The organism is Polaromonas sp. (genome assembly GCF_012927485.1).
Taxonomy (GTDB): domain Bacteria; phylum Pseudomonadota; class Gammaproteobacteria; order Burkholderiales; family Burkholderiaceae_C; genus Polaromonas.
Genome location: NZ_JABBPC010000003.1, coordinates 50,285 through 63,630, shown reverse-complemented (window position 1 = coordinate 63,630; position 13,346 = coordinate 50,285). Strand labels below are relative to the sequence as shown.

General features: G+C 53.5%; 15 protein-coding genes and 1 pseudogene. All 16 read left to right on the top strand.

The features are described from left to right. Nucleotides 1-299: 299 nt before the first annotated feature. Nucleotides 300-602, top strand: coding sequence for an antibiotic biosynthesis monooxygenase (locus HHJ16_RS00450; RefSeq protein ID WP_293639779.1), 303 nt, complete (start codon nt 300-302; stop codon nt 600-602). Between the two features lie 170 nt (nt 603-772). After that, nucleotides 773-1,081 carry a hypothetical protein gene (locus tag HHJ16_RS00445; RefSeq protein WP_293639777.1) on the top strand — a complete coding sequence of 103 codons (309 nt, stop codon included), beginning with the start codon at nt 773-775 and terminating at the stop codon, nt 1,079-1,081. A 113-nt stretch (nt 1,082-1,194) separates the two neighbouring features. Continuing rightward, entirely contained in the window at nt 1,195-1,719 is a 525-nt protein-coding gene (locus HHJ16_RS00440) for a hypothetical protein (RefSeq protein ID WP_293639775.1), read from the top strand. A gap of 165 nt (nt 1,720-1,884) precedes the next feature. Next, entirely contained in the window at nt 1,885-2,475 is a 591-nt protein-coding gene (locus tag HHJ16_RS00435; protein WP_293639773.1) for a dihydrofolate reductase family protein, read from the top strand. An 88-nt stretch (nt 2,476-2,563) separates the two neighbouring features. Next, on the top strand, nt 2,564-3,238 hold the full coding sequence (locus HHJ16_RS00430) for a hypothetical protein (protein WP_293639771.1): 675 nt from the start codon (nt 2,564-2,566) through the stop codon (nt 3,236-3,238). 571 nt (nt 3,239-3,809) lie between these two features. Further along, nucleotides 3,810-4,331: a hypothetical protein gene (locus HHJ16_RS00425; protein ID WP_293639769.1), complete on the top strand. Its 522-nt coding sequence runs from the start codon at nt 3,810-3,812 to the stop codon at nt 4,329-4,331. Next, complete coding sequence (locus tag HHJ16_RS00420; RefSeq protein WP_293639767.1) at nt 4,319-4,894, top strand: class I SAM-dependent methyltransferase; 576 nt, start codon at nt 4,319-4,321, stop codon at nt 4,892-4,894. Before HHJ16_RS00425 ends, HHJ16_RS00420 begins: the two co-directional genes overlap by 13 nt. 624 nt (nt 4,895-5,518) lie before the next feature. Beyond that, nucleotides 5,519-5,863, top strand: a complete 345-nt coding sequence (locus HHJ16_RS00415; RefSeq protein ID WP_293639765.1) for a hypothetical protein — start codon at nt 5,519-5,521, stop codon at nt 5,861-5,863. Nucleotides 5,864-5,949: 86 nt separating this feature from the next. Further along, nucleotides 5,950-7,143, top strand: coding sequence for a M48 family metalloprotease (locus HHJ16_RS00410; RefSeq protein ID WP_293639763.1), 1,194 nt, complete (start codon nt 5,950-5,952; stop codon nt 7,141-7,143). A 98-nt stretch (nt 7,144-7,241) separates the two neighbouring features. Further along, nucleotides 7,242-8,314 (top strand): annotated as a pseudogene (locus HHJ16_RS00400) (serine hydrolase domain-containing protein). A gap of 361 nt (nt 8,315-8,675) precedes the next feature. After that, a complete protein-coding gene (thrS, locus tag HHJ16_RS00395; protein ID WP_293639757.1) occupies nt 8,676-10,583 on the top strand; it encodes a threonine--tRNA ligase in 1,908 nt (635 codons plus the stop codon). Between the two features lie 87 nt (nt 10,584-10,670). Beyond that, on the top strand, nt 10,671-11,279 hold the full coding sequence (gene infC / locus HHJ16_RS00390) for a translation initiation factor IF-3 (protein WP_293639835.1): 609 nt from the start codon (nt 10,671-10,673) through the stop codon (nt 11,277-11,279). 236 nt (nt 11,280-11,515) lie between these two features. After that, a complete protein-coding gene (rpmI, locus tag HHJ16_RS00385) occupies nt 11,516-11,719 on the top strand; it encodes a 50S ribosomal protein L35 (RefSeq protein WP_293639755.1) in 204 nt (67 codons plus the stop codon). 25 nt (nt 11,720-11,744) lie between these two features. Continuing rightward, complete coding sequence (gene rplT, locus HHJ16_RS00380) at nt 11,745-12,104, top strand: 50S ribosomal protein L20 (RefSeq protein ID WP_293639753.1); 360 nt, start codon at nt 11,745-11,747, stop codon at nt 12,102-12,104. Nucleotides 12,105-12,141: 37 nt separating this feature from the next. Next, the gene (locus tag HHJ16_RS00375; RefSeq protein WP_293639752.1) at nt 12,142-12,276 is read left to right on the top strand and encodes a hypothetical protein; all 135 of its coding nucleotides are present in this window, start codon (nt 12,142-12,144) and stop codon (nt 12,274-12,276) included. Further along, on the top strand, nt 12,273-13,337 hold the full coding sequence (gene pheS, locus HHJ16_RS00370; protein WP_293639751.1) for a phenylalanine--tRNA ligase subunit alpha: 1,065 nt from the start codon (nt 12,273-12,275) through the stop codon (nt 13,335-13,337). Before HHJ16_RS00375 ends, pheS begins: the two co-directional genes overlap by 4 nt. The last annotated feature ends 9 nt before the right edge of the window (nt 13,338-13,346 follow it).

Here is a 13,346-nt window from a genome sequence, read left to right as displayed (position 1 = left end):
CAGTAAAGTTAAGCCTGCTCAGTTTTCAGACTATAGTGTTTCTAGCGTAGCGCCTCGCTCACCTGCTCCGGCAGGCGCTTGGATTGGGGAAGATAGGCGACAGAGTTTATAGAGTCGAAACTATATATAAAAACACGGTATCCATCTTTGAAAGCTCGGTGTCAAGCGGGCTGGCAGGCCTATGCGAAACCAATCGCAACCCGTCGCTCCAGTTTATTTGGTCGGATAAACTGTGTTCCCAGAATATCCGACGATCTACATCACGTTAAACGGCATTGGAGAGTTCAATGATTTGTCGCATGTGGCATGGGGTCACACCGCGCTCAAAGGCCGACGCTTATACGACCTTTCTTGAGCAACGGGCTGTTCCAGACTACCGCTCAGTTCCGGGGAACCTTACTGTCGCCGTACTGCGGCGAGACGAGGGTGAGGTAACGCATTTTATGACCGTCACCCATTGGGAATCGGAAGAGAGCATTCGTGCTTTTGCTGGGGATGACCTACTGCTGGCTAAGTACTACCCAGAAGATCATGACTATCTCTTAGAGTTTGAGCCGCTAGTGCAGCATTTCGTTGTGGTGGCCCATGCAAATGCCGTCTAACAATTCATTCAAGCCGAAACCGCTTCGCGGTTCGGCATAATTCAGGCGTTAGGGTTTCAACCACAGGAGTTTCAAATGGCAACAACAAAAAAACCATTCGGCATAACCGCCACAGCTGTTTATTATGCCTTTTGCGGCATTATTTACTTTCCACTTGGCTGTATTTACTTTTGTTTAGCGCTCTTCCTAAAGGCAGCAGCCTCTTTGCATTAGGCGGTGCCCTACTTATGGTTCTTGGGGTGTTTATGTTAGCGTCAGTTTACGGTTTATGGTCTTTGCAAGAGTGGGGATGTAAACTTACCAAGTGGCTATCGGCAATAGCAGTGGTATTAAGCATTATTGCCATTTTTCCAATCCTGCCTAAGCAGGAGTTCACTATTGCCAATACAGTTCTTCAGTTGGTGGGCATTGGAATTGCCGTGCTAATCATGGTCTATTTATCCAAACCTCATGTTAAAGCACTATTTGAGGTTCAGTGAATAGGCACCCTAACCCATCCATCAAGCGGGACGCGCCAAAGCGCGCCCCTTAACTCAAACGTTAGGCAGCGCGACAACTGACAACGCACCTCATCAACCGAAGGGCAATCGCGATGACGAAGAAAGCCACCCCTGTCCGGAGTTCCGAGCGCCTCTTTGAGCTCCCCACTGGTGCCGCGACCGCCCGGGTCACGGGCGCAGTGCAGCGCGCGCCGGAGCTAGACCGCCTCAATGTGCTCATCGGCCGTTCGATCACCGAGGGCGAGACGGCAGGGAGTGCAGAGGTTCTCCCCGCGCGAATCCTCGCCAGCGACGTGTACAACTGGGTGCCGGGTGGCCACTTCGTCATGCACCCCGCATTCGGCCGCATCGGGCCTAGCGACGTGGGAGGGCTCGAGGTCATCGGCTACGATTCCGCAAGCGGCCAGTTTAGAACTCACTTCTTCGACAGCCAAGGGAACACCGCGGCGCAAACGCTGTCGTTCCGGGACGGCATCTGGGCGTGGCAAGGTGCGCGCACGCGCTGCACGGGAGTGTTCACGGACGAGGGCAAGACGCTGACGGCGCGTCACGAGCGCTCTGACGACGGCAAGCATGGGGTGCCATCGATGACGGTGACCATGAGGAAGATCGACTAGGCCCCGTATCCGCCGGGCCCGTTGTTCAGAATGTTGCCGCCAGTGGTAGCGCATTGCCTAACAGGTCATTGCAGCCGACCGCCTTCGGCGGCGGCTTAACTCCAGCATTAGCCGGCACAAGTGCCGCTGACTCACTTCAAGACACTCACAAAATCAGGAGACTTCATGAAAACGCTCATCACAGAGTTCATCAGCCTCGACGGTGTCGTGCAAGCTCCAGGGGGAGCTAGCGAGGACACCGACGGCGGCTTCAGTCATGGCGGATGGTCAATGAAATACTTTGACCCAGTGACGATGGGCAGCATGTACGCGGAACTCGCTGCAAAGAGTGACGCGCTCTTGCAAGGACGCCGTACTTATCAGGTCTCGGCCGCTGCATGGCCCAGTCGCTCAGGAGATCCATTCACCGATTGGATCAATCGCGTCCAAAAGTACGTGGTTTCCGATACTCTCACCGAGAAAGATGCAACATGGAACCCCACCACGATCATTCGTGGCGCCGACTTCTTGAGGACGGTGTCTGAGTTACGCGCGCGACCCGGAGGCTACATCTACGTGTATGGCAGTGCGACAATGGTTCGATCGTTGTTCGCCGCCGACCTTGTCGATGAGTTGCTGCTCACAATCGAACCGATTGTCCTCGGTGGGGGAAAAACGATCTTCGCTGAGAACGGAAAGGCAATCCCTTTCACGCTGGAGTCAACAACCAAAGCCAGCACGGGCGCACAGGTTTGCCGATATGTTCGCGCGAAGTAGCTCATTTGCACCGGCTTACCCTCGCTCCAGGGGACGCTGCGCGATAAAGCCGCGCAGCGCCGCTGAGCTTCAACGTTATGAACCTCTCATGTCCCCTTTTCGCGCACTTATTTTGGCCTTGCTATTTTCGGCGGGGTTCGCTACATCAGTCGTATTTGCGCAGGACACCAACCTCCAGCCAAAGTACGGTGTAGCGCCGAAAAGCGCCATGCAGAAGGCTGCGGATGAAGAATTCCTCGCCGGCATCGATGACTACTACAAGGGAAACCGGAGGAAGGCTGCGGACGATGCCTCGGCTCGTGGCTGGCGGCTCCTACGTCAGGGCAACAAGCCGGACGCCATGCGGCGCTTTAATCAAGCATGGTTGATCGACAATGCAAGCGGCAGTGCACTTTGGGGGATGGCCGCAATCCAGGCGGAAGCTGGAAACATTTCTGCTTCCCTGAAGCTGTTTGCGGAGGCAGAAAGCTCTGTCGGCGGTGACATAGATTTCGCCGTTGACTACGCAAAAGCGCTCGGCAGCGCTGGTGCTCAAACAAAGGATGATGCGCTACTCAAGAATGCCTTCGCCCGCTTCGCGCGGCTCTATGAAAAGTCACCACAGCACACGTTGAATCTGCAAAACTGGGCAATCACGCTGTTCTATATTGGCAATTACCGTGATGCCTGGAAGAAGATTCAACTTGCTGAAAGCACGCCGCGTCACGCCGAGATTGATCCGAGCTTTGTCGCGGATCTACAAAGCAAGATGCGGCGACCATGACCACCGCGATTCATAACCGATTGCTCGTCGCGGACACCCAGCTGCAGGATGCCGCTTCGCGGCGCGTGCTGCGTGCCGGACAGCGCCAACGTTAGCCCTCACGGTGTTCATGGAATTTCTTGCTTCTCATTTCGGCTTCCTCAACAGGCATCGGGCTGCAACGCCCGTGCTTATTGGCTCTCCGCCGGCTTCTTCTGTAGGTCGCCGTTTCATGCGCCTTGCAGGCCGGTTCTCGTGTGTGGCTGGCGTTCATTTTCTTTTTCGTTCCCAACGTTCTGCGGTGGCATCGCGTCTTCTAACTTGGGTGGGGGCACGGTGTTATCACGCGGCGGCGCGGGCTCAACGTCGCTCTTTGCCACCGCTGGCGCTGCGTGGTTTGGCCGCGTCGCAAGTTTTGCGTTTGGCATCCTTTCTCGCATCCCCGTTGGCGCTTATCATTCACACAAAGAAAACAGCGCTCCCGTTCAACCCAAGGGCTAACCCGGCGCTCAACCTCGCTCCTTTCAGTCGCTGGACGCGGCGCGATAAAGCCGCGCCGCGCCGGTTAGCCCTACGTTGGGCCGCTTAAATCATGCGCCTACTTCTTGCCGTTGCCTGGGTCATATTCGTGTTTCCCGCACATGCCGCCTCCGCATTACATATGAGCCATTTACAGCACGTTTATGCCGGTGGAGGCGGTTGCGCCGAAATGTTTTTGTTGTACTGGGATGATCTTGAGTCGGAAATTTCAGACGTTGCACTGCTTGTCGAGGTCAGTTCAAAGGGACAGCGAAGCATGACGGAAACTCTACGTGTCGAACGACTCGGCTTCACAACGGCAGACAACAAAGATCAGGCGTCCTTTGAAACACCGCAGTGTTTGTCCGGCAAGCCGAGACTGACAGTTCGTGCCGCTTCTGGAGTCATTCATGGAGCGAGGGTTGATCTCCTACGAAGCAAGACGTTGCAAATTGGCAAGGTAGAAACCTTTCCACTTAGCATAAGTGGCCCAACCCATCATTTCACCGGACCTGCGCGAAAATCCGCGCAGGCCGGTGAATTCAAACGTTATGCACAGAAGACGCCCAGAGGAGAAACAGAATGCAGTTATTGAGAACACTAAGCGGTTACGAAGTCGAGTACCTACCGAATATCGCATTTCGTTTAATGTCTGTGGTTCTGTCAATGCGTGATGCCCTTGCTCCTGTCGGGAAACGATTAGACCGTTTCGGCATCCGTAAGGGTTGTGTTGTAGTCGATTTTGGGTGCGGGCCAGGAAGCTATATTGAACGAGCCTCGCAACTTGTTGGTGATGCAGGCAAGGTCTACGCGGTTGATGTTCACCCTCTGGCAATTATGTCAGTCAAGCGTAGAGCAGAACAAAAGAACTTTAGCAATGTAGTACCGGTTCTCTCAGCAGGCTACCCAGTCAATATAGCGAGCCAATCGGCGGACGTCATCTATGCCTTGGATATGTTCCATCATGTGAAAGATACTGACGGGTTTCTGACGGAATTGCATCGTGTGCTGAAACCCAATGGCGCCCTCTTCATCGAAAGCGGCCATCAACCGCTGGATGGCGCTAGGAAGAAGATATTGAACAGTGATTGTTGGGTAATTGTTAAAGAAGAGAAAAACCTGTTCGAGTGCGCGTCCAAAGAACATGGCAGCGCATAACTCTAAGCTCAACCGGACCTGCGCAAAAAGCTGCGCAGTCCGGTTACCTCCACGTTATCACAGCTGACTTTGGCATTGGCGGGGATTGCGTCACCCGGCTGCTGGATAGAGCAGCCGCGTTTCGTGATTACCCCGGGGGCTGTCAAAACTGACAACGGTCGGAGTTCACCTGCAGGGCGTTCATGACATGGGCACTAAAGCACGGCATCTTCAGGGACGAGTGCGTGGATAAGAATTGGTTTGAACCTTTAGGGCAAGCCCGTCAAGCCATTGCCACATGGTGACTCGACTACAACGAGATCAGACCGCACAGCATTTGCGGGCGCATACCGCATGCAACGTTCGCCGCATTGAATCGCCAATTAACTGGCGGTTCAATGCTACGCAGCGAACTTGTCGCAGGAATCAGTTAATCTTGCAAACCTCGGACTTCTGAAATTGAGATCAGTACGGGAATTGGGGCAGGTTCAGTTATCTAAAACGTTAGCGGTGAATATGAAATTTTAAGTTACTGACACGTACATAAAAAGCCAAAATAAAAAGGCTGTTTACGCGGCCTTATTTTTTGCGACGCTCAGTAGTGCTGCGATTATGTTTATAGTGGACGCCGAAAAAATTTCTGGCATGATCCTTCCTGCAATCGGTCTCTATTATTTTGTACAGGGCCTGTTTGGCTTATATAAGAAATTTAAAAAGGGCCGTACTGCGTACCCGACTTTTGAAATAGATAATGAATCTGCAACGGTTTATGTAAATCACAAGAACGCGGCAGTCAGTTTTCCCCTGTCGGACATAGACAAGTTACGTCTTCAATACAAATCTGGACAGTTAATTTCAATCCTGCTTGATACAAAATCAGAATTGAAATTAGCGATCAATGGCTATGAAAACCTTGAAGCAATGGCGGAAGTATTTTGGCGATTTACACCAACATGCAACATCAAAGTTGCAACGTGGTTTCACCGCTAATCCTGCATTCAACCGGACCCGCGTAAAATGCCGCACAGTCCAGTCACTCCTACATTTGCCTTATTACTGACAGAAGAAATTTGACTATGAAAAAACTCATTTGTCCCCGTGAGCGCACACTCGGCACTGTCACCTTAGTGCTCGGCCTTCTGGTCTGGTTCGGCTTAATCGTCGGCACCTTCGGTGGCGCAATAATCGGGCTGGCTCTTGGCTTTCTGCTTTATTTGTTCGCTCAATCCACACTGATCGCGCACATCAAAGGCAATGGTGTCGAGTTGTCAGAAGCACAGTTCCCCGACCTGTATGCGCAGTTCACCGCTTGCTGCGATCAGTTGCAGATGAAGAAGCGTCCGCAGGCCTATATCCTGAATGGTAATGGCGGCCTCAATGCATTCGCCACCAAGTTTCTCGGTACGCAATATGTCGTATTGATGTCGAACGTGGTCGATGCAATGGACGAGCATGTCGACGGCGTTCGTTTCTACATCGGCCACGAGCTTGGACACTTGCGCATGAAGCATCTGAGCGGACACCTGCTGCGTTGGCCGGTACTGTGGTTACCGCTACTTGGTGCAGCTTATTCCCGTGCCCGTGAAAGTACCTGCGACCGACACGGGCTCGCTTGTAGTGGGTCGCCCGAAGGTGCCGCGCAAGCGCTGGCCGCATTGTCTGCGGGTGCCCAACGCTGGAAACAACTTAACGTAGCAGCCTACGTCAGCCAGACCATTTACGCCTCTGGCTTCTGGATGTCATTCCACGAACTGACTGCTGGCTATCCTTGGCTAACCAAGCGCGCAGCTCGCGTAATGAGCATCGAAGCACCAATGCCCAAGCGCAATGGCTTCGCCTATCTGTTGGCGGTGTTCATTCCATACGCTGGGCGTTTGGGAGCGGGCTTCGGCTTTCTGATGCTGGTTTATATAATCGCCATCTTGGCAGCCGTAGGCATTCCAGCATACCAAGCCTACACGGTTAAGGCAAAGATCGACGCCGCCATTATTGGCTCGCAGAACGTACGCGAGGCACTAGGCAATTACTACCGGACTAACCAGAAGATTCCTGAATCGCTAGAAAGTCTTGGCATCCGTTCGCAACTGGTTGACGGTAGCGAATTGTCGCTCGAACCCAATAAGATGGTACTTATCGTCAAAACCAAGCTAGGCGAACTCATCTTCACACCCTCAGCAGACGCTGAAGGCCGCATCGTATGGGGCTGTGCGAACGGTGAAGGAATAAAACCAACGCAGCTTCCGCCGTCATGTCACAGTACCGGAAATTAAAACGGGAGTCACTTCGACTTATCCGCAGTTGGGTCTAACCTTCTATTAAAGAGAGACCGGCTACGCCGACACTCAATTTTACGTTAGAGGGCCTGCCGATGACCAACAACGTGCCTAGCGACCTGAATCAGTACGTTCGGTCGGAGGTTCCCGGTCTGCAATACATCGCCGTAACTGCTGACCGGGTACTCTTCGAGTATGCCGGTGGCTGGGCTGACATCCAAGGTACGAAAGCGATGACATTCGACACTACGCTGATGGCGTACTCGATGACCAAGACCTTTACCGCTGTCGCGATTCTACAATTGGCAGAGCAGAGGAAGCTGAGCCTAGCGACGTGATTGATCGCTATCTCCCGAATGCCGCTTACCACGGTCACGGCATCACGCTACGTCAGCTGCTCAATCACACGTCAGGCGTTCCAAATCCGATGCCTCTTCGGTGGGTGCATTTGGCAGCAGAGGATTCGGGTTTTAATGAGGCTGAAGCCCTTGCTACGGTGCTTCGCGAGAATCCTGAACTTGCGTTTGAACCGGGCCGCAAGTTTGCCTATTCCAATATCGGTTACTGGCTTCTTGGCAAGGTAGTCGAGCAAGTAACGGGCCAATCGTATCCAGTCTATATCCGAGAAAATATCCTCCAGCCGTTGCGGCTCTCGGCGCAAGAGATGGACTTTGTCATCCCCGACGAGTCCCGTCATGCCAACGGCTATCTTAAGAAATATTCGTTGATGAATTTGGTGAAAGGGCTCGTTATCGACCGCAAATTCCTGGGCGGCTACGAAGGTCACTGGCTGCGGCTGAACAGCCATTACCTCAATGGCCCAGCTTTTGGCGGGCTGATTGGTACGGCACGTGGCTTCAGCCGATTCCTGCAAGACCAGTTGCGAACCGAGTCGGTGCTGTTCGGGCCGGAGACCAAACGCCTGTTGGAGACTCGGCAGACGGATGGCGCGGGCCGACCCATTCCCATGACGCCAGGGTGGCACGTTGGCGAAACACATGGCGTAGCCTATTTCTTCAAGGAAGGAGGCGGTGGCGGCTTTCATTGCGAGATGCGTATCTATCCAACAAGAGGCGTTGCAACAGTAGTGCTGGCGAACAGCACCGAGTTCAGTTCCAGCGGGTTCCTGAATCGCGTTGACCGCACATTCTTGGAGTCCCCGCGATGATGGCGATGCGGGCTAACCTTTCGTTCCGGCGGACTGCCCACGGCAGCCGCTGAACTCAAACGGTCGGCCGCAATGAAGACAGTCAAGTAGTCTTTGTCGGAGGTTCTCGGAGGCATTTCAGCAGCCTACTGGTAGACGAGGTTTCTACCCCCGGCCGGACTGCGGTTAAAATTCCTGCATCGGCTGCACACCAGAGCGAGAAAGGCAATCTGGCTATAACACCGCGAATTGGACTGGCGCTTTTTTGAGGTGAAGGAGGTCGTAGTCCGTGTGTCTTGTGCGCAGTAAGCTACCAAATTAATAGTAAAGCGCGGATGGTTCCGCGCTTTTTGTTTTGCTCCCCATCATTCTGGTTTTCATCATGATTCAAGTTACGCTTCCCGACGGCTCCAAACGCGATTTCGCCGACCCTGTGACGGTGGCCGAGGTAGCCGCGTCGATTGGTGCGGGGCTGGCCAAGGCGGCCCTGGCGGGCAAGATTGACGGCAAGGTGGTCGACACAAGCTATTTGATCGAGGCGGACAGCCCTTTGTCGATCATCACGGCCAAAGATGCCGATGGTCTGGACGTGATTCGCCATTCAACGGCCCACTTGCTGGCATATGCCGTCAAGGAGTTGTTTCCCGAAGCGCAGGTCACTATCGGCCCAGTGATTGAAAATGGCTTTTTTTACGATTTTGCTTACACGCGACCGTTCACCCCGGAAGACGTGGCCGCGATTGAAAAACGGATGACCGAACTTGCCGCCAAGGACGAGCCGGTAACGCGCCGGGTGTTGCCGCGCGACGAGGCGGTGGCCTATTTCAAAGGGATTGGCGAGCATTACAAGGCTGAGATCATTGCCAGTATTCCCGCTAATGAAGAGGTCTCCCTGTATCGTGAGGGTGCCTTTGAAGATTTGTGCCGCGGCCCCCACGTGCCTAGCACCGGCAAATTGAAATTCTTCAAGCTTATGAAGGTGGCCGGCGCTTACTGGCGCGGCGACCATCGCAACGAGATGCTTCAGCGCATCTACGGGACTGCGTGGGCCACAAAAGATGAGTTGCAGCACTACCTGACGATGCTGGAGGAGGCGGAAAAGCGCGACCACCGCAAGCTCGGTAAGGAACTGGACCTGTTCCACATTGACGACCATGCGCCTGGCCTCGTATTCTGGCATCCCAAAGGCTGGACGCTCTGGCAGGGCGTTGAGCAATATATGCGCAAGGTGTACCAGGACAACGGCTACCAGGAGGTGAAAGCACCGCAGATCCTCGACAAGACGCTTTGGGAAAAAACGGGACATTGGGATAAATACCGCGAGAACATGTTCACGACCGAAAGTGAAAAACGCGAGTACGCGCTCAAGCCGATGAACTGCCCCGGCCATATTCTGATCTTCAATCAAGGCATCAAGAGCTATCGTGACTTGCCACTGCGATACGGCGAATTCGGCAACTGTCATCGCAACGAACCGTCAGGTGGCTTGCACGGCATCATGCGGGTGCGTGGTTTCACTCAGGACGATGGGCACATTTTTTGTACTGAAGATCAGATTCTCGAAGAATGTGCCGCCTTCACGACTTTGCTGCAAAAAGTTTACAAAGACTTCGGTTTTACTCAAATCATCTACAAGGTTGCCACGCGGCCCGCGCAGCGCATCGGCAGCGATGAGTACTGGGACAAGACGGAGCAGGCGCTGATGGAAAGCTTGCGTCGTTCTGGCTGCGAGTTCGAGATAGCCGCTGGTGAAGGCGCTTTCTACGCGCCCAAGATCGAATACTCGCTTAAAGATGCACTTGGTCGCCAATGGCAGTGCGGCACCATACAGATTGATAGCAACATGCCCGAGCGCCTAGACGCCGAATATGTAGGCGAAGATGGCGCCCGCCATCGGCCCGTGATGCTGCACCGCGCGATTGTGGGCAGCTTGGAGCGATTTATCGGTATTTTGATCGAGGAACACGCGGGCGCATTGCCGACTTGGCTCGCTCCTGAGCAAGTTTCAGTGCTCAATATCACTGATTCCCAGGCAGATTACGCTCGCGAAGTTGCTAAAACGCTGCAGAATCAAGGGCTTAGGGTCAAGTTGGATCTGCGCAATGAGAAAATTACGTATAAAATACGTGAGCACTCGCTGCAAAAGCCACCTTACATCCTTGTCGTTGGCGACAAGGAGAAGGCTGCTGGCGCAGTTTCGGTGCGTGCCCGGGGTAACAAAGACCTTGGAGTGATGTCACTAGAAGCATTTGCCCAGCAAATAGCGTCTGACATTGCAAAAAAAGCCTGATTTTTGATAAATTCATTCATGAATTTTGCTTTTTTTCGATGCGATTCGGGCACAAGTCGCTATAGCTTGTATAGCAAATATTAAAGGATTAGCACCATCGCTACTGAATTTCGTGACCGCCGTCACCGCGAAGAACGCAAGCACCGCTTGAACCGTGAAATCATGGCCCCTGAAGTACGACTATCAGGGCCCGACAACGAGCCTTTGGGCGTTGTCAGCATCATGGAGGCGCTACGTCTGGCTGGCGAAGCGGATGTGGACCTTGTAGAAATCTCGCCAACGGCGGTTCCGCCGGTGTGCCGACTTATGGACTACGGCAAGTTCAAGTACGCTGAGCAGAAGAAAGCGGCGGAAGCGAAGTCCAAGCAGAAGGTAATCGAGGTCAAGGAAATCAAGTTCCGACCTGGTACCGACGACGGGGACTACAACATCAAATTGCGCAATATCAAGCGATTTTTGGAAGACGGCGACAAGTGCAAGATCACCCTGCGCTTCCGTGGTCGCGAAATCACTCATCAAGAACTGGGCTTGGCCTTGCTGGCACGTATTCGTGATGAGTTGGCGGATTTGATATTGGTCGAACAGTTTCCCAAGCTTGAAGGGAGGCAGATGGTCATGATGATTGCTCCGGGCCGTAAGAAAGTCGGCTCCAAGTCAGCCGCGGAAACCGTATTGGCACCAGCCGCTGCGGCGTGAAGGCGGCAGTTTAAAATATAGGCTTGCTGGTTTAATCGCTAGCAAGTAATAAAAAGGGGTGCTTAGCAGCATTCCTGTGAAGTCGGTCGATGTGCCGACTTCCCAAAAGTAGCGGGATAAAACTCGTTGCGACAAGGTGGTGAGCCGCAAAGCTCGCCGCTGACAAGTGGCTCGGGGCTATCAAGTCTGCGGAAGTTTCGCAGCGCCTCACGAGCACAAATGAAAAGGAGCATTACATGCCCAAAATGAAGACCAAGAGCGGCGCTAAAAAGCGTTTTCGCGTTCGTCCGGGTGGCACCGTTAAGCGCGGTCAAGCCTTCAAACGTCACATTCTGACTAAGAAGACCACCAAAAATAAACGCCACTTGCGTGGCTCGGTATCCGTTCATGAGACCAATATGGGTCACATGGCACAGATGTTGCCAGGCCGTGGCATTTAATTAACGACGAACAAGGAGTACATACATGCCTCGCGTCAAACGTGGTGTAACGGCTCGCGCCCGCCACAAAAAAGTTTTAGCCCTTGCAAAAGGCTTCCGCGGTCGCCGCGGTAACGTCTTCCGTATTGCCAAAGAAGCGGTGATGAAGGCTGGGCAATATGCCTACCGTGACCGTCGGACCAAGAAACGTGTCTTCCGCCGCTTGTGGATTGCCCGTATCAATGCTGCAAGCCGTTCATTTGGCCTGACCTATAGCCAATTCGCCAATGGCTTAAAGAAATCAGGCATCGAGATTGACCGCAAGGTTTTGTCCGATATGGCTATTCATGACAGCGCTGCTTTCGGCGCCATCGTTGATCAGGTGAAAGCCAAGCTGGCAACCTGATTTTCAGAACAAGTTGCTATTTAAATAATAGTATCTTGTGCTTGAAAATAAAGGGCTGGAGCTTGAAGAAGCTCTGGCTTTTTTTTCGACTTTTTTCCGTGGCACAGGCATGATGGCCGCGCGGTTGAAAACATCTTCGCTGTTTCCGGATCCTGTACGAGAGAATTTATGAACGAACTCGATGCCCTAGACGAACTGGTGAGTTCGGCTAAAGCCAGTTTTGCGCAGGCCACGACGCCCGCTGATCTGGAAAATGCCAAAGCGCAGTTTCTGGGAAAATCAGGGCGCGTTACCGAGTTGATGAAAGGGATGTCAATACTTTCAGTGGCGGAGAAAAAATCCCGTGGCGCGGCTATCAACCTTGCTAAGCAGGCCATCGAAGCTGCGCTGAATGAGCGCCGCCAAGCGTTGGCCCATGCGGACCTTGAAAAACAACTCAAAGCCGAAGCACTTGACGTCACTCTTCCGGGGCGTCAGCGCACGCAGGGGGGGCTGCATCCAGTGTCACTCACGCTGGAGCGAATTGAAGCCATTTTCGGTTCCATGGGTTTTGACGTGGCGCAGGGACCCGAGATAGAAACCGACTGGTTCAACTTTACAGCGCTCAACACGCCTGAAGACCATCCGGCTCGTTCCATGCACGACACGTTTTATGTTGAAGGGGGTAGCGCGGCCGCGCCTAATTTGCTGCGCACCCACACCAGCCCGATGCAGATCCGATATGCGGTTCAGCATGTCAAGAAGCATCGTGCGGTCATTGATTCAGGCGGCAGGATGCCTGAGATTCGCGTCATCGCCCCGGGTCGCACCTACCGCGTGGACAGCGATGCAACCCATTCTCCGATGTTCCACCAGTGTGAAGGCTTGTGGATTGGCGAGAACGTGAGCTTCAAGGATTTGAAGTTCGTGTTCACCGATTTTTGCCGTACCTTTTTTGAAAGTGAGGATCTGGTGCTGCGCTTTCGTCCCAGCTTCTTCCCGTTCACTGAGCCAAGTGCTGAGATTGATATTCAGTTCCCTACCGGGCCGCTGGCGGGACGCTGGCTCGAAGTGGCTGGCTCGGGCCAAGTGCATCCCAACGTGGTGCGCAACATGGGACTTGATCCCGAAAAATACATCGGGTTCGCCTTTGGCATGGGGCCAGACCGGATGACCATGCTGCGCTACGGCGTGAACGACCTGCGCCTGTTCTTTGACGGTGATATTCGATTTCTGTCCCAATTCCAGTCATAACAAGAAAAA